The sequence below is a fragment of the Bradyrhizobium sp. AUGA SZCCT0431 genome, from assembly GCF_018131065.1.
Classification (GTDB): domain Bacteria; phylum Pseudomonadota; class Alphaproteobacteria; order Rhizobiales; family Xanthobacteraceae; genus Bradyrhizobium.
In genome coordinates this window covers 133,832-157,194 of the sequence record NZ_JAFCLR010000012.1, presented here as the reverse complement: position 1 = coordinate 157,194, position 23,363 = coordinate 133,832, and the positions used below count along the sequence as shown (strand labels likewise).

The 23,363-nt window shown below is 63.4% G+C and carries 22 protein-coding genes; 10 read left to right on the top strand and 12 right to left on the bottom strand.

The features are described 5' to 3' along the window. Positions 1 to 42 precede the first annotated feature (42 nt). Both JQ567_RS14315 and JQ567_RS14310 read right to left on the bottom strand, forming a co-directional pair. The gene (locus JQ567_RS14315; RefSeq protein ID WP_212439407.1) at positions 43 to 1,260 is read right to left on the bottom strand and encodes an extensin family protein; all 1,218 of its coding nucleotides are present in this window, start codon (positions 1,258 to 1,260) and stop codon (positions 43 to 45) included. 356 nt (positions 1,261 to 1,616) lie between these two features. Next, a complete protein-coding gene (locus JQ567_RS14310; RefSeq protein WP_212439406.1) occupies positions 1,617 to 2,483 on the bottom strand; it encodes a DUF2147 domain-containing protein in 867 nt (288 codons plus the stop codon). 168 nt (positions 2,484 to 2,651) lie between these two features. Between JQ567_RS14310 and JQ567_RS14305 the strand changes: the two genes are divergently transcribed. From JQ567_RS14305 to JQ567_RS14295, 3 genes are all read left to right on the top strand, one after another. After that, positions 2,652 to 3,500, top strand: coding sequence for a DUF2147 domain-containing protein (locus tag JQ567_RS14305; RefSeq protein ID WP_212439405.1), 849 nt, complete (start codon positions 2,652 to 2,654; stop codon positions 3,498 to 3,500). Positions 3,501 to 3,744: 244 nt separating this feature from the next. Next, the gene (locus JQ567_RS14300; protein ID WP_249165461.1) at positions 3,745 to 4,065 is read left to right on the top strand and encodes a hypothetical protein; all 321 of its coding nucleotides are present in this window, start codon (positions 3,745 to 3,747) and stop codon (positions 4,063 to 4,065) included. Positions 4,066 to 4,246: 181 nt separating this feature from the next. Further along, the gene (locus tag JQ567_RS14295) at positions 4,247 to 5,647 is read left to right on the top strand and encodes a FecR domain-containing protein (RefSeq protein WP_212439404.1); all 1,401 of its coding nucleotides are present in this window, start codon (positions 4,247 to 4,249) and stop codon (positions 5,645 to 5,647) included. A gap of 120 nt (positions 5,648 to 5,767) precedes the next feature. Here the strand turns inward: JQ567_RS14295 and JQ567_RS14290 are convergent, their stop codons facing one another. The 3 genes from JQ567_RS14290 to asd form a co-directional block, all read right to left on the bottom strand. Further along, the gene (locus tag JQ567_RS14290; protein ID WP_212439457.1) at positions 5,768 to 6,295 is read right to left on the bottom strand and encodes an NUDIX hydrolase; all 528 of its coding nucleotides are present in this window, start codon (positions 6,293 to 6,295) and stop codon (positions 5,768 to 5,770) included. 248 nt (positions 6,296 to 6,543) lie between these two features. Beyond that, positions 6,544 to 6,714 (bottom strand): hypothetical protein, encoded by a 171-nt coding sequence (locus tag JQ567_RS14285; RefSeq protein ID WP_212439403.1) that lies wholly within the window; start codon positions 6,712 to 6,714, stop codon positions 6,544 to 6,546. A gap of 116 nt (positions 6,715 to 6,830) precedes the next feature. Continuing rightward, the gene (gene asd / locus JQ567_RS14280) at positions 6,831 to 7,700 is read right to left on the bottom strand and encodes an archaetidylserine decarboxylase (protein WP_212439402.1); all 870 of its coding nucleotides are present in this window, start codon (positions 7,698 to 7,700) and stop codon (positions 6,831 to 6,833) included. Between the two features lie 34 nt (positions 7,701 to 7,734). Here asd and JQ567_RS14275 point away from each other — a divergent pair, with 34 nt between their 5' ends. Continuing rightward, positions 7,735 to 9,399 carry an aminotransferase class III-fold pyridoxal phosphate-dependent enzyme gene (locus tag JQ567_RS14275; RefSeq protein ID WP_212439401.1) on the top strand — a complete coding sequence of 555 codons (1,665 nt, stop codon included), beginning with the start codon at positions 7,735 to 7,737 and terminating at the stop codon, positions 9,397 to 9,399. 223 nt (positions 9,400 to 9,622) lie between these two features. On the opposite strand, the gene JQ567_RS14270 is transcribed toward JQ567_RS14275, so the two are convergent. The 3 genes from JQ567_RS14270 to JQ567_RS14260 form a co-directional block, all read right to left on the bottom strand. Then, complete coding sequence (locus tag JQ567_RS14270) at positions 9,623 to 10,240, bottom strand: hypothetical protein (RefSeq protein ID WP_212439400.1); 618 nt, start codon at positions 10,238 to 10,240, stop codon at positions 9,623 to 9,625. 179 nt (positions 10,241 to 10,419) lie between these two features. Beyond that, positions 10,420 to 11,109, bottom strand: a complete 690-nt coding sequence (locus JQ567_RS14265; RefSeq protein ID WP_212439399.1) for a class I SAM-dependent methyltransferase — start codon at positions 11,107 to 11,109, stop codon at positions 10,420 to 10,422. Between the two features lie 38 nt (positions 11,110 to 11,147). Continuing rightward, positions 11,148 to 12,203, bottom strand: a complete 1,056-nt coding sequence (locus tag JQ567_RS14260) for a glycosyltransferase family 1 protein (protein ID WP_212439398.1) — start codon at positions 12,201 to 12,203, stop codon at positions 11,148 to 11,150. Positions 12,204 to 12,338: 135 nt separating this feature from the next. On the opposite strand from JQ567_RS14260, the gene JQ567_RS14255 reads away from it, so the two are divergent. The 4 genes from JQ567_RS14255 (at position 12,339) to JQ567_RS14240 (ending at position 16,634) form a co-directional block, all read left to right on the top strand. After that, entirely contained in the window at positions 12,339 to 13,739 is a 1,401-nt protein-coding gene (locus tag JQ567_RS14255; protein ID WP_212439397.1) for a TAXI family TRAP transporter solute-binding subunit, read from the top strand. Between the two features lie 253 nt (positions 13,740 to 13,992). Beyond that, entirely contained in the window at positions 13,993 to 14,676 is a 684-nt protein-coding gene (locus JQ567_RS14250; RefSeq protein ID WP_212439396.1) for a L,D-transpeptidase, read from the top strand. Positions 14,677 to 14,897: 221 nt separating this feature from the next. Beyond that, positions 14,898 to 15,875 carry a tripartite tricarboxylate transporter substrate binding protein gene (locus tag JQ567_RS14245; RefSeq protein ID WP_212439395.1) on the top strand — a complete coding sequence of 326 codons (978 nt, stop codon included), beginning with the start codon at positions 14,898 to 14,900 and terminating at the stop codon, positions 15,873 to 15,875. Between the two features lie 393 nt (positions 15,876 to 16,268). Then, a complete protein-coding gene (locus tag JQ567_RS14240; RefSeq protein WP_249165460.1) occupies positions 16,269 to 16,634 on the top strand; it encodes a GYD domain-containing protein in 366 nt (121 codons plus the stop codon). 234 nt (positions 16,635 to 16,868) lie between these two features. Here JQ567_RS14240 and JQ567_RS38860 read toward each other — a convergent pair whose 3' ends face one another. Then, positions 16,869 to 17,963: a helix-turn-helix transcriptional regulator gene (locus JQ567_RS38860; RefSeq protein WP_212439394.1), complete on the bottom strand. Its 1,095-nt coding sequence runs from the start codon at positions 17,961 to 17,963 to the stop codon at positions 16,869 to 16,871. A gap of 317 nt (positions 17,964 to 18,280) precedes the next feature. Between JQ567_RS38860 and JQ567_RS14230 the strand changes: the two genes are divergently transcribed. After that, a complete protein-coding gene (locus JQ567_RS14230) occupies positions 18,281 to 19,918 on the top strand; it encodes an amidohydrolase family protein (protein ID WP_212439393.1) in 1,638 nt (545 codons plus the stop codon). Between the two features lie 215 nt (positions 19,919 to 20,133). After that, complete coding sequence (locus JQ567_RS14225) at positions 20,134 to 21,702, top strand: DUF4403 family protein (RefSeq protein ID WP_212439392.1); 1,569 nt, start codon at positions 20,134 to 20,136, stop codon at positions 21,700 to 21,702. A 122-nt stretch (positions 21,703 to 21,824) separates the two neighbouring features. Here the strand turns inward: JQ567_RS14225 and JQ567_RS14220 are convergent, their stop codons facing one another. The 3 genes from JQ567_RS14220 to JQ567_RS14210 all read right to left on the bottom strand — a co-directional run bounded on the left by JQ567_RS14220 (position 21,825) and on the right by JQ567_RS14210 (position 23,238). Continuing rightward, entirely contained in the window at positions 21,825 to 22,037 is a 213-nt protein-coding gene (locus tag JQ567_RS14220; protein ID WP_212439391.1) for a dodecin family protein, read from the bottom strand. Positions 22,038 to 22,228: 191 nt separating this feature from the next. Then, entirely contained in the window at positions 22,229 to 22,786 is a 558-nt protein-coding gene (locus JQ567_RS14215; RefSeq protein WP_212439390.1) for a PRC-barrel domain-containing protein, read from the bottom strand. A gap of 74 nt (positions 22,787 to 22,860) precedes the next feature. Further along, the gene (locus JQ567_RS14210; RefSeq protein WP_212033827.1) at positions 22,861 to 23,238 is read right to left on the bottom strand and encodes a PRC-barrel domain-containing protein; all 378 of its coding nucleotides are present in this window, start codon (positions 23,236 to 23,238) and stop codon (positions 22,861 to 22,863) included. Positions 23,239 to 23,363 lie beyond the last annotated feature (125 nt).

Here is a 23,363-nt window from a genome sequence, read left to right as displayed (position 1 = left end):
TGGTGGGCACGCTGACGCTTTGCCCGCCCTACGATTCGTCACCTAATGCTGGTCGAACTCGTCTTCCTCGTTGACCTTGCTGGAGTGCCGGTGCGCCCTCCTGCCGCCGAGCGAACCCGTCATGTAGGGCTCGCGCGATGACGCGTAGGAACTGCGCCCACCGGCTCTACCCGCGACCTGATCGCCGGAGACCGCTGCCGGCTGGCAGATCACCCGCCCGCTGGAGCGGCGCATCAGGTCGACATGGATGTGGTCCTCGTGATGGCGGTTGGAGCCCGGCGCCAGCACTGTGTTGAACTGCTGGCAGGCGGAGGCCTGCACGTCGCGCAGAAAACCCTGCTCTTCCGGCATGCCGCGCCAGCCGCCCTTCACCGTTACGCGCCTGCCATCGGCCAGCGAAAAGGAGGCGATATCGAGCGCGTTGCCAAAAGCGTGTTCGGAAATATGCGAGTTCGGATTGCCATTCATGCCGCGGCAGGAATAGGCGGAGATCTGCTTGATCTCGACCACGCGCACGCCGAACCAGCGCTGAGCGGCAGGCTGCACCGAATCGGCAAGCCAGCGGTCGAGCACCGAGACGATCGGACAGGCCAGCGTCGCGGTCGGCTTGATCGCGACCGGCCCCACCGTGTTAACGGGATCGCCGAGAACAGGCCCGAGCCGCGGCGGCGCGGCGGCGGGCGCCTGCGAATAGGGTGCCGGCGAGTAAGGCGCGGATGACGGGTAGCGGTCGCGCGGCGGATAGGAAGGCGCAGCCATATAGGAGCCGCCGCCGCGCGGGTCGCGCGATTGCGGTGCGCCTTCGGCCGGCAGATCGATTTCGTCGTCCTGCTGGGCCACGCCCGGCGCGGTCAGCGAGATCGGCCCGTTGGACGGCGCGCCATAGCTCGGCTGGCGCAGCGCCTGATCGGAATAGGTTTGTGACGGTGCGGCGGCAGGCGCCGGCCGGACCGGCCAGCGCGGCTGATTGCCGATCGTGCCGGGCGGCCGCAATTCGTCGGCAAAACCGAAACTTGCGCTGCCTTCGCCGAGGGCTGCGACCTTCAGCGGAAATTGCGCGCCACAGGCGCCAGGACCGGAAATCGGGTCAATCCGGACCAGTTCGGGGGTCTCCTTGACCGCACCGGACTTCAGGCATGCGACCTCGGCCTCGGCCCGCCACGGTTCACGCTCGGCGGACTGAAAAAGTCCGCGGCCGCAACCCGCCAAGGAGACAAGGACGAAGGAGCCGACGAGATACAAACGAACTCCGCGCGTCATGCGCGCACGTTCGGCGAATTTATTTAAGAAGTCTTCAACACGTTGATTTCATGAATCATTTACCATGTTGCCTGGAGCGGCCCGCTGTGGACAGGCGGGGATGGACAGCAACGCTGACTTGTTTGGGCCGGGAACGCTTTGTTAGCCTGAACCGTTATGAGCGGGCACGACGTGAACCAAGGGAGTATTCCCATGACCATGGTCAGCAGACTGAGCGTTGTAACCGCGTATCTCGCATTCGCCTTTGTCGGCGCCATTGTGATCGGCGTGTTCTAGGCTTCCCCTTCCAGGCTTGAAGCCAATCGAAAACTGTTCGCCCGGTGGTCGCTCCACCGGGCATTTTTTATGCGTGATGATTACGACCGCGGCTCCGCGAAAGTCTGCCGCGATGACATCAGGCTTTCCGCCTTGGCGTTGATCCGGCGCCAATTATTGCCGGAACAGTAGAAGCGGCCGAGCGCGCAGGCTTCGACGCGCAGCGTGTTCTGGCCTTTCATATCCATGGTGCCGTAATAGGTGTCGCCGCTGGCCTGGCTGTAGACGCTGCCGGTCCATTGCTTCTCGCTCTTCGGCTTCATGTTGATCAGGACGGCCTCGCCCTTGTCGTTGGAGGACGAATTGAGCACGTAGCCGCACAGCGCGTTGCCGCATCTGGTGATACGAACCGATCCCTTGCCTTCGGTCTGCCAGTCGCCGATGGGCGTGTCGGCATCGTCGGCGAAATCATGCGAGACACGCGAAATCTGCGGCACGGCCACCGGCGTCGGGCGCGCCGGCTCGGCCGGCTTCGCAACCGGTGGCGCAGGCGGTGGCGGCGGTGGCGCGGGCGGAACAGCGAGTGTTGCCGGCGGAGTGGGCGACTGCGGCGCGGGCACGATTTGCGTCGCGGCGGCGGCCGGCCTGTACACGGCCGGGGGCGGAGCGGCAACGGATTGAACCGACGGCGGAGCTACCGCCGGTGCGGTTGGTAGTGTCCTCGTTGACTCGCTGATCCTGCGATCATCGCGATAGCGATCATCGTCGTTGTAACGATCACGGTCGTCATAACGACTTCGGTTGCGCGACGTGCCCGAAATCGAAACCGATGCGCAGGAGGTCGAACGGCAATATCTGGACGCGTCGATCTGGATGCGATGGCCGCCGACCACGAATGAAATCGAGTCGCCAGCATACGCGGACGGACTGAGCAGCATCAGCGCGGCGAGCAAACAGAAACGCTTCATCGGACCCTCCCCGGATTAAAGCGCAAAAGCTAGGCCGCGGCCGGTTCCCTGGATGTGATTTGAGTCACCTGGATCCCCCGTGACCTACGTCACAGAAGGCGCTGCCGGCCGGGCATAGGGTCCGCGCAAGTTCATCGCCAACCAATTCAAGCCGCCCAGGAGGCTCTCATGAAGAAGCTCTACATCCTCGCAGCCCTGCTGTTGGCCACCACCTCGGCCCATGCCGGTGGCATCTCGTTCCAGATCGAAGGCCAGCGCGTCCGCATCGAAGCGCCGCGCGGCTGTGCCTCGCTGTCCTGCATCAACATCACGGCGCCCGGCTTCAAGGGCCTCAAGTCCAACCGCTACGACGATGATGACGATGTTGCGCCAGCGCCGACACGGCCCGAATACAGCGACTCCAAGCGCTATAATGACGACAGACGCTATAATGGCGATGATTACGCGCCGGCCGCCGGCAAGCCCCGCTATAAGGGCGACCAGGCCAAGCGTTACAACGACGATGACTACGCGGCAGCGCCTCCAAGGCAGGACCGCCTACCGGCCCCGGCTCCTGATCAGGCGGCGGCACCTGCCCCCGCTCCGGCTCCGGCTCCGGCTCCGACCACCTACGCCGCCGCGCCTCCGCAAGCCGACGTCGCACCACCGGCACCCCCTCCGGCTGCCGAGCCGGCCCCAGCCAGGTACTCAGCGCCGGCTCCGGCTCCGGTTGACGCTGGCCCCGCGTCCGATCCGAACTCGCCGATCGGCGTCTGGGCCACCGAAGAGAACAAGGGCAATGTCCGCATCGAGCAGTGCGGCGACAATCTCTGCGGCTACGCCGTCAAGACCGGCGAAAAGATCCTGATCAACATGAGACCGCAGGGCTCGAAGTGGGCCGGCCGGATCAACGATCCCGACAGCGGCCGCAAGTACGACTCGACGATGTCGATGAAGAGCAACGGCTCGCTCCGCGTGCAGGGCTGCGCCTTCGGCGGCATGTTCTGCGGCGGCCAGACCTGGAAGCGCGTGAGCTGATATTTCTTCGAGCTGGACGTGAAAGGGCCTCGTGACACGTCACGGGGCCCTTTTCGCGTTTCCATTCGTTAACGACTCCTTACTCGCGAACGACGACGAAACAATTCTCCGCGCGACGAAACCGTTTTGGTCCCGCGACGAAGAAATCCCGAAACCAAGCCCGCGTAGTTCTCTTGCCCAACGAGGCGCCACCCGGCGCGCAACTCGGGCACACCACTCACCAAACCTGCAAGAGGGACACACCATGGCTTTCGCACGCTCCACCATCCGTAACTGCCAATTGCTGATCGCGACCACGCTTGCGTTCGGAATGCTGACCACCGTTTCCGTGGCGCATACGCCAGAGCAGGAGCAGATGTGTGCCGGCGACGCGATGCGGCTGTGCGGAGCGGAAATTCCTGATGTCGATCGCGTCACCGCCTGCATGATCCGGCAGCGCGCGTCGCTCAGCGATGGCTGCAAGGCCGTATTCCGTTACGAGCCCCCGGCCGCGACACCCGCCAGCTACGCGCCGTCGGCCAAGCCGTCGAAGCCGCTGAACCTGACCCCGCACAAGCGCGGCTGATCAACACCCTATGTGAGATGAGAAAGCGCCATGCCCGGGGATGCCGGACGTGGCGCTTGTTCGTTCTGCCTGACCATGACAACAAGGCGGAAACGTTCATCCCGCATTCAGCCCGGCAGCGCTGAAATCGTGGCGCCGCTGCTCGCCCTCGTCTCTCCCTGATTTCCCGGAACTCCCCTTGATGCTGCGCCGGTTGCGATTCGCGCTTCTGCTGTTGGTTTGCGGTACGCTGGTTGGCGCGACGAACGGTTTCGCTGGCCCCTCCGTCACAGCACGATCGGCGCAAGCCCAACCTGCACCCGCACAGCCTGCGGCGCCGGCACAGGCCGCGCCCGATCCGGCGGCTACCGCGGCCGACGCACAACAGGCCGCGGAAGAGCCGATCGGCAATGTCGCGACCGTGATCGGCAGCGCCAGTGTGATCCGCAACAACGAGACCACACCGCTCAAGGTCAAGGACGACATCTATTTGAACGACGTCGTGCAGGCCGGCGCAAAGTCCTCGCTCGGCATCACCTTCAGCGACGCCACCACCTTTAACCTCAGGGCGAATTCGCAGATCACCATCGACAGCTATGTCTATGAGGATGGCGGCAAGCAAAATGCCGGCGTATTCGACGTCGCCAAGGGCACGGTTGCCTTCGTCGCCGCCGCCGTCGCCAAGACCGGCGACATGAAAATCACCACGCCGACCGCAACGCTCGGCATTCGCGGCACCACCGGCCTCGTCGAGGTGCCCGAAGGAGCCGCCGCCAACAGTCCGAACAATGTCGCCATCAAACTCTATCCCGACGCCGACGGCAAGGTTGGACGCATCGAGGTCAACGACCGCGCCGGCGCGCGGCTGGGTTTCCTTAGCCAGGGCTCCAGCGGCTTTACGATTCGCCCCGGCGCGGGCGGCGTGCGCTTTGCCGCGGTGCCGCTGACGATTTCGCCGCAGCAGGTGCTGCGCGATCAGGGCTTTGTGCGCCAGGTGCACTCGACGCAAAATCTCGGCCGCCGCGTCTTCAACCAGCAGCGCGATTTCCGCCGCGCCAACCCCGGCTTCAATCGCGGCAACGCACCGCGCCGCGGACCGCAGCAAAACGGATTGCCGGGACAGAACCGCACCGGCCAGCAACCGGGCTTACAGAATCGTCCCGGACAACAGCAACAGCCGGGCCAGCAGAACCGTCCCGGGCAACAACAATTGCAGAACCGGCCGGGCCAGCCGCAACAGCTGCAGCAACCGGGCTTGCCTAACCGGCAGGGTCAGCAGTTGCAGCGGCCGGGATCGACGCAGCCGGGTTCGCCACGAGAGACCGGCTTGCCGCCGCGACCCGGTCAGCCGCAACAGCCGGCGACGGCGGCACGACCGGGCGTCCAACAAGGCGCGCCCTCGCAAGCCGGCGGTCCGCAGCGCTTGCAGCAGCCCGGCGGTCCCTCACAAGGCGCTCAGCAACCCGGCTTCCGGCAAGGCCTGCGACCGGGCGGTTTGCAAAGTGCGCCCGGTGTGGTGCGGCAGGGTCAGCCGGTCAGGCCTGCGCCCGGGTCGCGCGTGCCGCCGCCAAGAGGAAGCAAGCCACCGAAGGACGTGCGGTAGGTTAGCTTCGCTCTCCGTCATGGCCGGGTTTGACCCGGCCATCCACGTCTTACTTGCGGAAGCAAAGACGTGGATGCCCGGCACAAGGCCGGGCATGACGAGCTAAATGCTTGAACCAACTCACGCCGCGCGGCGAAACCAGTCTCGCATTATCTGCACGAGACTGCGTCGATCGCGAACTTCGTTGATCGTTTCAACACGAATTGGCTCCGGCGTACGAGTACCGATCTCCGCGACCCTCCCCGCAGCCATCGCGATCGGCCCGACATTTTCCAGAAACGCCCGCTCATAGCCACGTGACAGCCGCTCGACCGCGTCGGCCAGCGGCAACCACTCCACCGCCTTCACGTCGCGCATCAGTTTGCGGACCGGCTCGGCGCCCGCCTCCATCCGCCAGAAGTGCACGACCTTGGAGCCGCCGCGGGATTCGTAAACCAGTGTGCCCAGGAATTCGTGTACGGCGACATCGTGCCCGGTCTCTTCATTGACTTCGCGCTCGGCCGCAGCCCTCGGCGTCTCGCCGCGATCGAGCTTGCCCTTCGGCAGAACCCATTCGTTGCGCTTGCGCAGGCGCACGATCGCGACCAGCGGCGTCGCCGCCTGCCGCAATACAATGCCTCCCGCCGCCAGCACAGGCGTCCGCGCCATCGCCATCTTCTCCGATCGTCGTTGGAATGCTCCACACATAGAGAATTTCGCACGGCGATGCTACCGTCTCTGTTCGTCCACGCATGATGCAGTTCCAGTGGTCCCGGGACGACGTATGCAAGCCATCACAAGAACCGCCCGCGCCTGACGGCCGGCGCGGACCAAAAGGAAAAACCGCCTCGCGGCGGCTTCTCTGATTTTGATTTATTGAGCACCGCCGCCGAATCGCTTCGGCGCTGACAACGCGGTCAGCCCTTGCGTGCCATTGTTGAAAGTCCTTCCCCGATTGACTTCAGGGCTTCGGAGAACGCGCTGCCGAACATGGCGCCACCGGAAACGGACTCAAGCTCAGCATCCTTCAAGACTTGCTCGCCCAATGCGCGCTGGTTTCCATTGATCGACTTGCTGGTCTGCGTCATGACGTTGCTCCCTTGTTTGCTGTGGAGGTGTTAGCGGAGCCAAGATAATCGCACCGTGTGTAGTGGCGCCTCGGTGATCCAGCTCACAGTCGTGGCCCGCTTGCAGGGCAACACAATCATCCCGCCGGTTTCCGCAGCAGCGCCTCGCCGGCGCGAACGCGGGCACCCTCAGTGACATTGTCGGCAAACTCGAAGTTTTCCGGCGCCAGCACGATGATGGTCGAACCGTGCTCGAACCAGCCAAGCTCATCGCCCTTGCGCATGCTGGCGGCGCACGGGAAATCCACCGGCCCCCTGCTCTGCGCGTTCAGCGTCACATCGAGGAAATGCAGGCGGATGCTGGCGACCAGGATCGCGGCAACCGGCACCAAGGTCAGCGCTTCGCCGGACGCAAGCCGCGTCTCCAGCACCGCGCGCTCGTTCTTGCAGAACAGCCGCTCCACCCTTTTCAACGCAATGGGATTGACGTTCCAGACGTCGCCATGGATGAACCTCACCCGCTCGATCGTCGCGTCATAGGGCGCGTGAAAACGATGGTACATGCTCGAGGTCAGGCGCAGCGTGAGGTAACGGCCGTTGCGGTGACGCTCCACCAAAGCGGGATCGCCGAGCAGATCCAGCAGCGAATACGGCGCGCCCTTGATCTGGAACAGTCTTGTATCCTCGATCCGGCCGAACGCGCCGATGATGCCGTCGGAGGGGCTGGCGACGACGTTCGGATCCGGGTCGGCGGGGCGCAGGCCCGGGCGCAGTTCGCGGGTGAAACAATCATGCAGGCTCTTGAACTCGGTCTTCTTGGCCTCCGACAGGTCGAGATCGGAAAACAGCCGCCAGCAGGCGATCGAGGCATCCCGCACCAGCGGGTTTTCGATCTTGCTGAACCACCCCATGAATCGGGTGATGGCCGCCCGCGGAATCCGGTTGGTGAGCAGGAAATTGAGGTCTTCCTGCTGGGTAAAGGCCGAAATCAGGCCTTTGACTGTCATGAATCTGTTAGCAGGATTAGCTAGCGCTGGTGGCATGGATTCGCCCCTTTCGATTCTGTCGCTGTCCGCCGTTGCGATTGCCGGCGCCGCGGTGACCTTCCCCAAATTGCAGGCGCGGCTGGCGCTGTCGCGCGCCAAGCACCGCTCGCTGACCGGACATTCCAAGATGTCCAAGATGGTCGCGCGGCTGGTGCCGCATTACGAATTCGAAATCGGCGATTTCTTCTGTTCCGACGGCGCGCCGGCCGATGTCGCGACGCAGCGCCAGGACGGCTTCTTCCGGCTCGCCGGCGTGTATCAGGACCGTTATCCCAAGGGCCGGCAGATGACCGCCGAGGCGGCCGAGCACATTTCCGACCTGCAATTCACCGAAGCCTATCGGGTGCCGTTCCAGTACAGCCGCCTGGTGCGCGAGCATCTTTCCACCAGCGCCTTCGTGGCATCGTCGGCCGGCGTCACCGTCACCGATGTCGACGGCAATGTCTCCTACGACCTGACCGGCTCGTACGGCGTCAACATTTTCGGCAACGACTTCTACAAGGACTGCATCACCGAGTCGGAAAAACGCGCGCATGCGCTCGGACCCGTGCTCGGCCCCTATCACCCCGTCATCACCGACAACGTCAAGCGTCTGTGCGAGATTTCCGGCCTCGACGAAGTCTCGTTCCACATGTCCGGCACCGAAGCCGTGATGCAGGCGGTCCGGCTGGCGCGCTACCACACCAGGCGCACGCATCTGGTTCGCTTTGCCGGCGCCTATCACGGCTGGTGGGGCGACGTGCAGCCCGGCGTCGGCAACCCCGTCTCGCCGCACGAGACCTATACGCTCGCCGACATGTCCGAGCGGACGCTGCACGTTTTGAAGACACGCCGCGACATCGCCTGTGTGCTGGTCAATCCGCTGCAGGCGCTGCATCCCAACGCCAACGCGCCCGGCGATTCCGCGCTGGTCGACAGCTCCCGGTCCGGCAATTTCGACCGCGCCGCCTATACCGAGTGGCTGAAGAAGTTGCGCGAGGTCTGCACGGAACGCGGCATCGTGCTGATCTTCGACGAGGTCTTCGTCGGCTTCCGCCTCGCTGCCGGCGGCGCGCAGGAATATTTCGGCGTCCGCGCCGACATGGTGACCTATGGCAAGAGCCTGGCGGGTGGACTTCCGGTCGGCGTGGTCTGCGGCCGCAAGGATTTGATGCGGCGTTTTCGCGACGATCGCCCCGCCGACATCTGCTTTGCCCGCGGCACCTTCAATTCGCATCCCTACGTCATGACCGCGATGGACGAATTCCTCGGCCGGCTCGCCAGCCCGAACTTCAACTCGGTCTATAACGGGCTCGACGAGACCTGGAACGCGCGCGCCAAGACGCTCAACGACCGGCTCACCGCGCAGGACCTTCCGGTGCGCGTCAGCAATCTGTCGTCGATCTGGATGGTGCATTATACCGAGCCGTCCCGTTACAACTGGATGCTGCAATATTATCTGCGCGCCGAGGGGCTGGCGCTGAGCTGGGTCGGCACGGGCCGGCTGATCTTCAGCCTGAACTATACCGATGACGATTTTTCCGCGGTCGCCGACCGTTTCGTCGCCGCGAGCGAAAAGATGAAACGCGACGGCTGGTGGTGGCACGGTGCAGGCCTCACCAACAAGAACATCAAGCGGCAGATCCTGAAAGAGATGCTTGCCAAGAGGTTCGGGCGCTGAAAGCGCGCTTTCCATAGTCATCACAGCTCGGCTACCTCCTCCGTCATTGCCTGCGACAAACGCGAAGCGTTTGCGCAAGGGAGCGAAGCGACGAAGCAATCCATCTATCCTCCTGTCGAGAGGTGGATTGCTTCGCTTCGCTCGCAATGACGGAGCTCCGAAGACGTAGATGCCCGGGACAAGCCCGGGCATGACGCGCACTTGATAGATTCAAAGCCAATTCTCAGGCGTGCTTGACGTGCTTCTCGAGGCCCGGGTCGATCAGCTCACCCTTCATCAGGGCGATCGGCGCCTTGTAGTAGAGCTTGAGGTCGCTGAACGGGTCGGTCACGATCTTGGTCATCCAGACAAGGCCGGTCTCGACGTCGCGGATGAAGAACAGGTGGATGGTGCGGAACAGAAGCCCGCCGATACCGATCGCCAGCCAGATCTTGGCGACCTGACGCATGAAGTCCGCCGTCGTCTCCCACGGCGCGAACATGCCGAACAGGGTCGGATCGACATACAGCACCAGCGGCGACAGCGCCCAGATCACCATCAGCACGACCTTGCGCTGAAGATTGTAGCCGACCTTGATCTCTTCCTTGTGCTCGTGAGTGGCGTGGTTGACGTGGTCATAGCCTTTGGGCTCGAAGAAGAAATGCCCGGCCTGGCGTGACGTCATCGACACCAGCCAGCCGACCAGCGCCGACACCATGGGATCGATGAAGAGCATGACATAGGCGAACAGAAAGCTCGCGGCGCTGACGAAGTGCAGCGACTGGTTGATGCGGCTGTGGTGATAGTAGCGATGGTCGTCCCAACGCTGGGTTCGCAGTTCCTGCATGAAGTTCTTGATCATGATCTCCCCCAAAATTCTTTCGGGTTAAGGATTAACGGGATTCGATGTCCGGCGTATGACATCATCGAAATGTCATATGAAGTTTCGCGGCGCCGTGTTCACGCAGCGATTTTCGTTTGAGCATGATCTTTCGGAAAACCGGTTCCCACTTTTCCGGATCATGCTCTGCGATGACGCGGTTACGCTGCCTTCGCGGCGTCGACTTTCCGGAAACGCACCAGCGAGAAGTGACCGAGCGGCGGCACCAGGCGGCGCTCCGCCAGTTCCATGCTGCGCGCGCCGGCGAGCCACTGCGCGTAGCGCGACCAGGCGAACTCGGCGGTGCGAAAGCCGAGCGGGCGAACCACCGGCTGCAGGCGCTGCTCGATGAAGCGGCGCACGCCAGCGTCGGCACTGACGCGGGTCAGGATGATGAGTTCACCGCCGGGCCGCAGCACGCGGGCGAATTCGTCGAGCGCCGCTTCCGGATTCGGCACGGCCGTGACGACATACTGCGCCATCACGACGTCGAAGGAGTTGTCGGGGAATTCGAGCTTCTCGGCGTCCATGACAGCCAGGCCCTCGACGTTCTTCAGCTTGAGCTCGTCGACGCGCTTCTTGGCCTTCTGCAGCATCGCTTCCGATATGTCGGTGCCGAAGATGCGCAGATGGGCTGCGTATTGCGGCAGCGAGATGCCGGTGCCGACACCGACCTCGAGCACGCGGCCGCCGATCTTGTTGGTGGCCTGAATGGCCGCCTTGCGGCCCTTGCTGAACACGCCGCCGAACACGAGGTCGTATACCGGCGCCCAGCGGTCGTAGGCCTGCTCGACCGTCTCGCGGTCGAAGTCCAACGCCCTGGTGCCGTCAAGCTTGATGATGTCTGCCATGGTCTGCCTTCTCGTCTCTCTTCAAAAAGTAGATTGAACTAACCCTGTACGGCGCTGGTGCCGGGGATGCGGCGCGCCGGCAGCGTGGCGCGGCTGGGCTGCAGCGCGGCCAGATTGCCGATGAATTGACGGGCGCTGTTTTCCCAGGAGCGCCCGAGCGCAAAGTTCCGGCAGGCTTCGCGCGACATCGTCAGCGCGCGCAGACAGGCGCTGCGCAGATCCCAGTCCAGCGCGCCGATCGGATGATCGGCGATGACGTCCAAAGGTCCGGTGACCGGAAACGCCGCAACCGGCGTGCCGCAGGCGAGCGCCTCCAGCTGCACGACGCCGAACGTGTCGGTGAGGCTCGGAAACACAAAGACATCGGCGGCAGCGAGATGCGACCTGAGATCCTCGCCCTTCTTCTCGCCAAGGAAGACGGCGTGCGGATATTTCTGCGCCAGTTGCGCCCGCTGCGGCCCGTCGCCGACAACGACTTTCGTTCCCGGCAGGTCGAGCGAGAGAAACGCTTCGAGATTCTTTTCAACCGCAACCCGGCCCATCGTCATGAAGATCGGGCGCGGCAGATCGATCGTGGCGGGGCGGTCCGGCGCGAACAGATCGGTATCGACGCCGCGGGTCCAGAAACCAAGCTTGCGAAAACCGCGCTCGCTCAGCTCCTGCCGCAATGAGGCGGTCGCGACCATGGTGGTCGACGCCGCCGCATGAAAATGCCGCAACAAAGCGTAGCCGACGCTGGCCGGGATCATGGTGCGGACCGCGACATATTCCGGGAAGCGCGTGGTGTAGGACGTGGTGAACGCGAGCTTGTGGCGGCGGCAATAGCCGCGCACCGCCCAGCCGATCGGGCCTTCGGTCGCGATATGGATAGCCTCCGGCGCCGCCGCCTCGATCCGGCGCGCGATTTCGCGGCGGTTCGGCAGCGCGATGCGCAAGCCGGGATAGGTGGGGACGCCGACGGACGGAAATCCGTCGGGGGTCAGGAAGCTGATCTCGGCGTCAAGCTTGGACGCGCTGCGCGCCAAAGAGGTTAACGTCCGGACCACACCATTCACCTGCGGATGCCAGGCGTCGGTTGCTATCAATACCCGCATGTCGGGACCTCGGGATTATCCATGATTCTCACTTCCCGACGTTGGTTCATGGATATTTCAAGCGTATGACGTCATCGATCTGTAAGGATGTTTTTCCCGTCGCCCGGCGGCTTTTTCGTGTAACGTGACAGTACGATGTCAAACCCGAACGCAAATTCCGCTCCATCCCGCCCGCGCCGGAAGCGAAAGAACTATGCGCTGCTGGTTCTCGCCGCCGGAATTTTCATTTTCGGCGCCGCCGCCGCCACGCTTTATTATCTGTTGCAGCCGGTCACCTTGCGGATCGCGGTTGGCCCTCCCGGAAGCGACGACCAGAAACTGATCCAGCTGATGGCGCAGACCTTCGCGCGCGACCACAGCGCGGTTCGGCTGTCGTTGATTTCGACCCCGGGCGCGGTAGAGAGCATCGCGCTGTTCAACACCGGCAAGGCCGACCTTGCGGTGGCGCGCGGCGATCTGAACCTGCCGGCCAATGCCGAGTCGGTCGCCATCCTGCGCAAGAACGTCGTCGTGCTGTGGGCGCCGTCCGGCATCGCCCCGAAGGGCTCCAAGAAAACGCCGGTGGCCAAGATCAAGAGCCTCGACGAACTTGCTGGCCACCGCGTCGGCGTCGTCGGACGAACCGAGGCCAACGTCAAGCTGTTGCGCACGATCCTGACCGAGGCCGGCATCAAGGCCGACAAGGTGACGGTCACCCAGTTCGCCGTCAATCAGCTCGCCGAGATGGCACGCGACCAGAGCGTCGACGCGTACATGACGGTCGGCCCGCTCAACAGCAAGATCACCGTCGACGCGATCAACGCCACCGCAGCAGTCCGCGGCGAACCGAAGTTTCTCCCGATCGAGGTGTCGGAAGCAATTTCGAAGAAGCACCCGGTCTATGAAGCCGAGGAAATTCCCGGCAGCATCTTCGCATCGTCGCCGGCGCGCCCCGAAGACAAGATCGATACCGTCAGCGTCAACCATTTGATCATCGCGCCGAAGTTGCTGTCCGACACCGCGGTCGGCGCACTCGCACGCCAGATCTTTACCCACCGCCAGCAGCTCGCGCGCGAATTGCCGAGCGCCTCGCAAATCGAGAAGCCGGACACCGACAAGGACGCGGCCTTGCCGGCGCACCAGGGCGCCGCCGCCTATATCGACGGCAACGAGCGCACGTTTCTCGAAAAAAATAGCGACTACCTCTGGTTCGCGGTCATGGTGTTCTCGGGCATCGGCTCGGCATGGGCGTGGCTGCAGCATTACTGGAAGCGCGATGAGCGCGAGCAATATGCCGGGCATCGCGACAATCTGCTCGACCTGATTTCGAAGGCGCGCACCGCTGAAACGCCCGAAGAATTGTTCGAGATGCAGGGCACGGCGGATGCGCTGTTGCGCGAGGCGCTCGACTGTCACGAGGACGGTGCGATCGAGGACGGGGATTTGGCCGCGATCGGACTGGCGCTCGAACAATTCCACCATGCGGTGACCGACCGCCGCGCCACGATCGGCACGGCCGAGCCCGACATGCAGCGGCTGCGGGTCCACCAAAGCTGACCACAACGGCGCCGTCCGGGCGGATATTCCCTCATTTTCGCAATGATTTGGACCGCGACCGCGCCGGCAGACCCGTGGCGCCGGCCGGGCTCGCCCTGGACCCGCGACGAAGTCTTAATGAAACAATTCCCTAACGCGACGAAACCATTTTGGCGATTTCGTGCAAACGTCCCGAAACGGTTGACCTGTACTGGTTTGCCTCAACGACGCGCTGGAACTGGCGCGACAGGGCGCAAACTGAAGGGGACGACTGATGTTCAATTCATTCAAGCTGAATACCCGCCTCGCCGCCGCCGCTTTCGGCGCATTCGCGATCGGCGCAACCGCATTTTCCGCGACCGCAACGGCTGCCCCGCTGCCGCTGTTTCCCTTCTTCATGGCGCCCCCGGTCGAAGCCGCTCCGCCGCCGGTCGCCGTCGCGCCTTCGCAGGATGAAGAGCGCTTCGAACTGCCCGCCCGCCTGCGCCGCCAGGTCGTGAACTACAGCACGCGCGAAGCTCCGGGCACCATCATCATCGACACCCCCAACACCTATCTTTACCTGGTGCTCGGCAACGGCCAGGCGATGCGCTACGGCATCGGCATCGGCCGCGACGGTTTCACCTGGTCCGGCACCCAGACCATCACCAAGAAGGCGGAATGGCCGGCCTGGACCCCGCCCCCGGAAATGATCGCCCGCCAGCCCTATCTGCCGCGCCACATGACCGGTGGCCCGGGTAACCCGCTCGGCGCCCGCGCGATGTATCTTGGCGGCACCATCTATCGCATCCACGGCACCAATGCTCCGGAGACCATCGGCACCCGCGTTTCTTCCGGTTGCCTGCGCCTCACCAATGAAGACGTCAGCGACCTCTACTCGCGGGTCAGCGTCGGCACCAAGGTGATCGTGCTGCCGATGACGGATCGTCGCGCCGACCTCGGCCGCACCATCCGCTAACACTTCAATCTTCGATTTCCAAAAACGGCTCCGGCGTTCGCCGGGGCCGTTTTTGCGTTGAGGCGTTCGCGCTCGCCAATCCAATCCTCCAAAAACATCTCCACGCACGGCCGAAGTGCGATAGGTTCATTGAGAACTCGGCAAGTGGAAGCAACGCCGTCGCTGTGTTCAGCGGTCATAAAAAGGCGGAATAACGCCGCCGTCGATTGAAGGGAGGATTCATGAAGCTTCAGCGCCGTCGATTTTTGAATCTGGCAGCGGGTGCCGCCGCGTTCCCGGCTGCTACGCGGATGGCGCGGGCGCAGACCTACCCGTCGCGGCCGGTCCGGATCATCGCAGGCTTTGCTGCCGGCGGCATCGTCGACATCCTGGCGCGCATCATTGGCCAGGCGTTGTCGGAGCGCCTCGGACAACCCTTCGTCGTCGAGAACCGTCTGGGCGCCGGCAGCAACATCGCCACCGAAGCCGTCGTTCGAGCGTCGCCCGATGGCCATACGCTGCTCCTGATCAGCGTCGGCAATGCAATCAGTCCGGCGCTCTACGACAATCTCAGTTTCAATTTCATCCGCGACATCTCACCGGTCGCGGCCATCATGCGTGTACCGAATGTCATGGAGGTAACTCCATCCCTGCCGGTCAAAAACGTTCCCGAACTCATTGCTTATGCCAAGGCCAATCCCGGCAGCATCAGCTACGGGTCGGCCGGCGTCGGCACCTCGGTCCATGTCTGCGCCGAATTATTCAAGCAGATGACCGGCGTCGACATGGTTCATGTGCCGTATCGCGGCATGCCGGGCGTGCTGACCGACCTGCTGAGCGGCCGAATACAGGTCGCCTTCGATAACGTCTCCAACTCGATCGAACACATCAGAACTGGCCGACTGCGCGCATTGGCGGTCACAACAGCAACACGCTGGCCCGGTCTGCCTGACATCCCGACGGTAGGCGACTCTGTACCGGGCTTTGAGGCGAGTGCGTTTTTCGGCGTTGGCGCCCCGAAGGACACGCCGGCCGAGATTGTTGGCCTGCTCAACAAGGAGATCAACGCGATCCTCGCCAGTCCGGTGGCAGCGGCGCGGCTGACCGATCTCGGCGGCACGATGCTTCCAGGCTCGCCTGCCGACTTCGGCAAGTTCATCGCCGATGAAACCGAGAAATGGGGCAAGGTGATCCGCACGGCTAACATCAAGGCGGAATGACCGGGTTCGCCAAAGGCCTTGAGAAGCCGGTCGCCAGCGAGCCGTCGCCCAATCCAGCCTCACGGACAGGATCAACCTCAGCGTTGCTGAGGCCTTCGTCAACGTCGGCTCGCTGACTTAGGTCGAATCTACACATGCGTCGTAGGCTGTGCAAATTTGCGGGCGGATTGTTTTGGTCGGAGATTTTCAATTGAGCCGAACGGCCCGAGGCCAAGCGCTCTTCCGCATGACCCGTGATTGATGTAGACTAATGGATAACCGCACGCGGGCAGTGCCGAAGGCCCGTCGGAGTACTAGCGGTATTTTTGCCCACGGCGGGCATTGCAATGTTCATCTCCACGTTTTGGGGCCCGATCCATTCTCAATGGAGTCGGCAGGAAGGCGTGCGCCTCGTTGATCAACCACACCCAACAGGAGAACATCATGCATTTTTGTATGACAGCACAATATACGCCTCAGGCTCTCAACAAAATCATGGAAAATCCCAAGACCAATCGCCATGAAGCGGCGAAAAAGCTGATCGAAGCAGCCGGTGGCAAATTACTCTCGATGTACAGCACCGCTGCCGATGGACCCGGCGTTCTGGTAATCTTCGACGTACCCGACCCCAATGCAGCACCGGCCATTTCAGGCACTGTGGTGGCATCCGGTGCGATCCACAATGTACACCTCACTCGTTTGTGGACGCAGGATGAAATCATGCTGGTTCGCCAAAAGGCAGTCCAGCTTCGTGCCTCGTACACGCCGCCCGGCGGCTAGTCCGTAGCAAGGCGGATTGAATCCAGCGGGCCCATGCAAAGCACGGCCCGTTGGTCGATCCACCACGACAATGCAATAACCCGCCGGCACATGCGGCCGGCGGGTTGGATCGCAACAATCATTTCGTCATCAAATGTGGATCGACCAGTAAAACCGTCAAGCCGACAGTGAGTCCGGCCGCCAGGAACCGCATCCTCCAAACAGATGAAGACAGTAAGATAAACGACGAACGTGTCAGTGCTTCGCCGCGCTGCGATCGAGCGTGACGCTGGCCAGCAGCGACACGACCTCGGCCTGGCGGGAGCATCCAGTCTTTTCCAGCACCTGGCGCAGCTGCGATCGCACGGTTGACATGGCCACGCCGCCGTTTGCGGCGATCTCTTCCAGAGTCTCGCCTGCGGCAAGCCCGCGCGCCACCCTTGCTTCCGACGCCGTCAGGTCGAACAGCGATCGCATCAACTCGATCGGCGGCGCGGCCGGGGCCGCTACCGGTGTCAGCACCAGCAGCGCGTAGCTGCCCGCGAATATATCGTGGGCCGAGCGCCGGATCGGAATCAGATGCACCACCATCGCCGCCCTGTCGTCGCCGTCGCGCAGCGGAAACGAGCGCACGGTGAATTCGGAATTGGTGTCGAGCGCCGCAAGCGCCGCCGACAACAGCTCGTTGGCGCGACTATCGGTCAGGCTGACGCGGCTTCGCGCACGCCATTGCAGATGATCGCCGAGATTCTCGATCAGGGAATTGGCTTCGACGACCGTGCCGCCTTCATCGAGCAGCAGCGCCGGCAATCCCATCGAGGTGAGCGCTTCGTTGGCGCCCTTGGCGCGCTGCAGGCCGAGCCGGGCCGTTACAAAGGCGCTGCGCGCCAGATGGGGACGAAGCTCGTTGAGGCGATCGATCCGATCCTTCTCGATCGGACCGCGGCGATGTTCCCGCTCGACGCTGAAGACGATGCGATCGCCGGTCGGCATTTGCAGGCCGGTCCCCGCCGACCAGCCGAGCCCGTGCGGGCGGAAGAAATCTCGATAGATCGGATTGTTGTCGATCTGATCGGAGGTCCAGAAATCATGCTCCGCGAAAAACCCGGGCTGTGATTGACCGAACAGGCAAACCCGCCGCGTGCAGCGGGGAAACCAGCCGTCCTCGACATAGGATCGAAAGATCTCGTTCAGATTCGCGGACGCGGTCCATTTCAGGACCCGGTCGCGGGCCGAGAACAGAAGGCCGCCTCTCGCATCGGTCAGCTCCGCCAGTTCATCCAGCACAGCGGGCCAGAGTTCGGGCACGACGGAGCATTCGTAAATGCGGTCGATCAAATCGGTCTTCACGGAAATCCATTCAAGAAATTTGCAATTAATGCCCCCGTCGTCGGGCCGGCTCCGTCGAAGCCTCGTCAAAGCGGAAGCGCCAGCGAGCCGAAGCCCAATCCAGCCTCACGGACAGGATCAACCTCAGCAGTGCTGAGGCCTTCGTCAACTACGGTTCGCTGACTTCGAGTGAATCTACACACCCGTCGCCACCAGCGCAAATCCTCGTGCCAGGTCCGGCCTGTCCAATGTGAATTTTGCATTGGATCTGTCAGATCGCGCCAACTAGCATCCCGCCAGACATCACGATCAATTCCCAAGACTTGGCGGCAACGACGATGACGCTCCTCGCCGCGCTGTTCCAGGACGCCGTCCGCCTGCGGAGATTGCCAATGAAATGCACGCCTGCCCTGCTTGCCGCCGTGTGTGCCGGATTCATCGCGAACGCCGGCGCAGCCGTCGCACAGACTGCCGATCTCGCCATCCGGGGTGGCACCATCTACACCGGTGGCGACGAAGCCCCGCTTGTCGGCGACATCGCGGTCACCGCGGACAAGATCGTCTATGTCGGCCCTTCCGCCGGCGCACCTGCCGCAACAGCGAACATCGCCGGGCAGGGCATGATCGTGGCGCCCGGATTCATTGACGTTCATACCCACCCGGAGAGCTTCATCCGCTCGCCCGATGCGGCCAAGCGCCTGAACGCGCCGTGGCAGATGCAGGGTGTCTCGACCATCTTCATCGGCGTCGACGGCAGGGGCGATCCGGCGGTGGCCGCCGATCACGCCCGGCTGGAAGCGGAGAAGATCGGCACCAACATCGCCAGCTATGTCGGGTTCGGCGCGGTGCGCGAGGCGGTGCTCGGCCATAATGCCCGCGCGCCCACCCCACCGGAACTGGAGCGCATGAAGGAACTCGTCGCCAAGGGCATGTGCGAGGGGGCGATCGGCCTTTCCGCCGGGCTGTTCTACGCCCCGCAGAGTTTCGCCAAGACTGACGAGGTGGTGGCCCTGGCCAGGGAGGCCGCCCGGCGCGGCGGCATCTATGACACCCATCAGCGCGACGAGAGCTCCTACTCCATCGGCCTGATGAACTCGGCCAGGGAGGTTTTGCAGATCGGCCGCGAAGCCGAGATCCCAGTCCATTTCGCGCATCTGAAAGCGCTCGGCGTCGATCTGCAGGGACAGGTGCCGGATGTGATCCGGTTGATCGAGGCGGCGAGAGCGACCGGCCAGCGGGTGACGGCCGACCAGTATCCATGGCTGGCGTCGAGCACCAGCCTCGACGCTGCGCTCGTGCCGCGCTGGGCGGTCGACGGTGGCTATCCGGCCATGATCCAGCGCTTCGATGATCCGGCGGCGATGGTCAGGATACGCGTTGAGATGATCGAGAACCTGCGACGCCGCGGCGGCGCCGAATCGATCCTGCTGACCAGCGTCGAGCGGCCATGGACCGGCAAGCGGCTTTCGGAGATGGCGGAAACATGGAAGGTCGAACCGGTCGACGCCGCGGTGCGGATTCTCCGCGCCAATGTCAGGGACTCGATCGCCTCGTTCAACATGATCGACAGCGACGTCGACCTCGTCATGAAGCAGCCGTGGGTGGTCACCGGTTCTGACGGCACCGATGGCCATCCCCGCCAATATGCGACCTTTCCGCAAAAATATGCGGTCTATGTCCAGGAGAGGCACGTCATCGACCTGAAGACGTTCATCCGCCAGTCCACCGGCCTGTCGGCCGACATTTTCAAGCTCGACCGGCGCGGTTATTTGCGGCCCGGCTATTTTGCCGACGTCGTGGTGTTCGACCCTGCCCGCTACGCCCCCAGGGCGGACTATGTGCGCCCTCGCGAACTGAGCGTCGGCGTGCAGACACTATTGGTCAACGGGGCGGCCTCCGTTCTGGACGGCAAACTGACCGCCGTAGCTGCCGGCCGCGCGCTCAAGCACACGCCGCCAGCTGGAACCTGCCCTTGAGAACCGACGGTGCCGCGGGCTGGCCGAACAGCAACGGGCTCGCCAGGCGCCGGCGTTAACGCATCCGACGACCGGCCTGATCCCGCTCTGGCGCCGCCCGCCCCGTCCCTGTAAAACTCCCGCCGGAGCCGGTCGGGCTCCAGCCTTGTTTTTGACGCGTTTTCTTCGCGCGAAGCGGTCCGAAAATGCCAGGGCTCAATCGGTCCGGGGGGACGATGCGTCTGCCGCTGCATTCCAAAACGATCCTGATCGGGGCCGCGGTGATCGCGGTCTCGTTTCTGATCAGCCTGAAAGCGATGGATTGGCTGGCGCCGCGCGGCACGGTCAAGCCGCCCGCGCTTGTCGAATTGCCGCCGCTCGCTCCCGCCCCGCGCAGCTCCACCGTGATGGCGCCGATCGCGGTGGCGCTGACGGCGATCCGCGATGCCGCCGATCGCAGTTCGCCGCGCGCCTTCAACGGCAAGGCCGAGAATCCCATTTCGCAGGTCCTGCAGAACGCCGATATCGGCTGGACCGCCTCGCGCGGACCGATCACCGCCACCGGCGCGCAGGACGCCCTGACGCTGACGACGCCGCTGACCGGGACGCTCAACGTCACCGGTTCGCTGTCGGCCAAGGCAACGGGCGCGGTCGGCGACGCGCTCGGCGGCCTGCTCGGCGGCAACGTCGCCAAACAGATCGGCAGCGTGAACATCAAGAACCTCAACGCGTCAGCCGAGATCAAGGGCAACGTCGTCATCACCGCGCGGCCCAAGATAGCCGCCGCCTGGCGCATCGAGCCCAATCTCGGCGCGCAGGTGAATCTGGGTGACACCAGCGTGACGATGGCCGGTGCCCGCATCAACGTGCCGGCCCAGGTCAAGCCGCTGATCGACAAGACGGTCGCCGATCAGATCAATCTGGTGCAGGCGCGGATGCGCAACGATCCCGCGTTTGAAAACAACGCGAAGCTGCAATGGGCCAAGGCCTGCCGCTCGATCCCGCTGCAGGGCACCGGCGCCAACTCATCGCTGCCGGCGCTGTGGCTGGAGATGCGGCCGACAAGGGCGATCGCCGCCCAACCGCGCGTCGACGCGCAGGCGCTGATATTGACGCTCGGCATCGAGGCGGAGACCCGCATCACCCCGGTGGAGACCAAGCCCAATTGCCCGTTCCCCGCCACCATCTCGATCGTGCCGCCGACACCGGGCCGGGTCGCGATCGGCGTCCCCGTCGACATGCCCTTCACCGACATCAACAAGATCGTCGAGGCGCAGTTCGCCGGAAAGACCTTTCCCGAGGACGGCTCGGGTTCAGTCGACGTCACCGTGAAGCGCGCCACGGTGGCGGCATCCGGCAATCGCCTGCTGATTTCGCTGTTGGTGAACGCCAAGGAGAAGAAGAGTTTCTTCGGCTTCGGCGGCGAGGCCAATGTGCATATTTGGGGCAAGCCGGTGCTCGATCAGGCGCAGCAGACCCTGCGGCTGACCGATGTCGAGCTCGCGGTCGAGTCGGAAGCGGCGTTCGGCCTGCTCGGCGCCGCGGCGCGCGCGGCGATGCCGCATCTGCAGAAGGCGCTGGCGGACAAGGCCACCGTCGACCTCAAGCCCTTCGCCAGCAATGCGCAGAAAAAGATCGCCGCCGTGATCGCGGACTTCCAGAAGAACGAGGACGGCATTCGCGTCGCCGCCGAGATCACCAAGCTGCGGCTGGCCGACATCGCCTTCGATTCAAAAACGCTGCGCGTGATCGCGGAAGCCGAAGGCGCCATCAATGTGTTCGTGACCGCGCTGCCGGGATTGTGAGCGCCGTCCTTGCTGACGGATCGTAGGGTGGGCAAAGGCGTCCTTACGCCGTGCCCACCAGATCTTTGCCGAGAAGAAATGGTGGGGCACGACGCGAAGCGCGTCTTTGCCCACCCTACATTCTAGCCTTCGAATTTGAACGAGACTTTCACCTTGGCGCGGTAGGCTTCGACCTTGCCCTTGGCGTCCAGTTGCAGATCGAGCTGCACGATTTCGGCGACGCGAAGATTGCGCAAGGATTTGCCGGCCCTCGCGACGGCCGCGGACGCGGCCTTTTCCCAGGAGTCCTTGCTGGTACCGATCAGCTCAATCACCTTGTAGACGCTCTCAGCCATGTCGTCCTCCCGTTGATGTTACAGGCAGGACTTAAGTTGCTCCTGCCGCGCCTCAGCCTAACATCGGGATTTCAGGCCTGATAGGATGCGGTGCAGCAATTGCACGCAGAGCGAGCTTCAGCAAAACAAAAGGCCGGGCGGCAATGATGCCGTCCGGCCTTTCAGATCAGTCGCGGCTTAAACTCGCGAGCTTAGTTGGTCGAGTATTTGAACTGGCTCATCGCCTTCAGCTCATCCTTGGTCGCGCTGAGCACGGCGTGATCCGGATACCAGGGATTCGGCTTTGCCGCAGGCGCCGTGGCCGCACCCGTGGTCGTGGTCGATCCCGGCCGTGCGCCGCCGCTGGCGGGCGTATTTGCGGCGCCGGTATAGGCGACAGGCTCCATCACGAACTTGACCTTGTCGAGCGGCACCGCAACCAGATGCTCGCCGACGCCGAGGAAGCCGCCAACGCCGATCACGACGGCCTTGATGTCACCGCTCTTGTCGGTGAGCAGGTCGTTGATCGAGCCAAGGCTTTCATTCTTGTCGTTGTACACGCTCAGGCCGACCATCTTCGAGGCGCGCCAGGTGCCCTGGAACGACGACGACATGTCCGACGCTGTCGCTGGCGCTGGCGCCTTACTTATTTCAGCGGCAGGCGCAGGCGCCTTGCTCGTGTCAGCGGGAGCCGTCGGCGCCTGTGCGAACGCGACAGATGCAAGCAACGCAGAACCGGCCAGGCCGGCGATGGTATATTTGGCTAACATATCGGTTCTCCTCAGTTTCGAAATCGTGCTGAGAAAACCCGCCACCTGAACAAGTGTTCCAATGGAACATGCGATCAAAAGCCGCCCCAGTATGGCGGCATGCCGTAGTAGCGATGCAGTTCCGCTTCCTGCGCGCGATCGCCCCAATCGAAATCCTTGTCGGCGCGGAACGACGGCGCGCGCTTCAACTCTTCATCGTCGATGTCGAGTTCGTAAGCTTCGAATTTAGTGTTGTAGCTAAGCCGGCCCCAGGGCAGCGGAAGCAGGTTGGTGCCCATGCCCAGGAAGCCGCCGAAACTCAACACGGCGTAAGATACTTTGCCGGAGATCTTGTCGATCATCAGCCGTTCGATATGGCCGATCATGTCGCCGTTCGGTCGTCGCACCGCGGTGCCTTCGACACGATCGCTCGCGATCAACTGATGCGGCTTGGTCATGACGTCGATTGCCATCGGACCCTCCACACATGAATCAAGGATCTAACGCTCCAGCCGGTGGCCGGTTCCCGCACCGCAAAATGAGACAGCCACCCTTCCCTTTCGGAACGGATGGCTGCATCGCACGCTGCGCAGAAAAG

Coding starts and splice junctions, on each gene's coding strand:
- JQ567_RS14250 (WP_212439396.1), top strand. CDS start 13,993: ATGTTCAATTCATTCAAGCTGAATACCCGCCTCGCCGCCGCCGCTTTC.
- JQ567_RS14285 (WP_212439403.1), bottom strand. CDS start 6,714: ATGACGCAGACCAGCAAGTCGATCAATGGAAACCAGCGCGCATTGGGC.
- JQ567_RS14310 (WP_212439406.1), bottom strand. CDS start 2,483: ATGAAGCGTTTCTGTTTGCTCGCCGCGCTGATGCTGCTCAGTCCGTCC.
- JQ567_RS14295 (WP_212439404.1), top strand. CDS start 4,247: ATGCTGCGCCGGTTGCGATTCGCGCTTCTGCTGTTGGTTTGCGGTACG.
- JQ567_RS14315 (WP_212439407.1), bottom strand. CDS start 1,260: ATGACGCGCGGAGTTCGTTTGTATCTCGTCGGCTCCTTCGTCCTTGTC.
- JQ567_RS14260 (WP_212439398.1), bottom strand. CDS start 12,203: ATGCGGGTATTGATAGCAACCGACGCCTGGCATCCGCAGGTGAATGGT.
- JQ567_RS14225 (WP_212439392.1), top strand. CDS start 20,134: ATGCGTCTGCCGCTGCATTCCAAAACGATCCTGATCGGGGCCGCGGTG.
- JQ567_RS14220 (WP_212439391.1), bottom strand. CDS start 22,037: ATGGCTGAGAGCGTCTACAAGGTGATTGAGCTGATCGGTACCAGCAAG.
- JQ567_RS14275 (WP_212439401.1), top strand. CDS start 7,735: ATGGATTCGCCCCTTTCGATTCTGTCGCTGTCCGCCGTTGCGATTGCC.
- JQ567_RS14300 (WP_249165461.1), top strand. CDS start 3,745: ATGGCTTTCGCACGCTCCACCATCCGTAACTGCCAATTGCTGATCGCG.
- JQ567_RS14265 (WP_212439399.1), bottom strand. CDS start 11,109: ATGGCAGACATCATCAAGCTTGACGGCACCAGGGCGTTGGACTTCGAC.
- JQ567_RS14210 (WP_212033827.1), bottom strand. CDS start 23,238: ATGGCAATCGACGTCATGACCAAGCCGCATCAGTTGATCGCGAGCGAT.
- JQ567_RS14255 (WP_212439397.1), top strand. CDS start 12,339: ATGTCAAACCCGAACGCAAATTCCGCTCCATCCCGCCCGCGCCGGAAG.
- JQ567_RS14215 (WP_212439390.1), bottom strand. CDS start 22,786: ATGTTAGCCAAATATACCATCGCCGGCCTGGCCGGTTCTGCGTTGCTT.
- JQ567_RS14270 (WP_212439400.1), bottom strand. CDS start 10,240: ATGATCAAGAACTTCATGCAGGAACTGCGAACCCAGCGTTGGGACGAC.
- JQ567_RS14290 (WP_212439457.1), bottom strand. CDS start 6,295: ATGGCGCGGACGCCTGTGCTGGCGGCGGGAGGCATTGTATTGCGGCAG.
- asd (WP_212439402.1), bottom strand. CDS start 7,700: ATGACAGTCAAAGGCCTGATTTCGGCCTTTACCCAGCAGGAAGACCTC.
- JQ567_RS14230 (WP_212439393.1), top strand. CDS start 18,281: ATGACGCTCCTCGCCGCGCTGTTCCAGGACGCCGTCCGCCTGCGGAGA.
- JQ567_RS14305 (WP_212439405.1), top strand. CDS start 2,652: ATGAAGAAGCTCTACATCCTCGCAGCCCTGCTGTTGGCCACCACCTCG.
- JQ567_RS14245 (WP_212439395.1), top strand. CDS start 14,898: ATGAAGCTTCAGCGCCGTCGATTTTTGAATCTGGCAGCGGGTGCCGCC.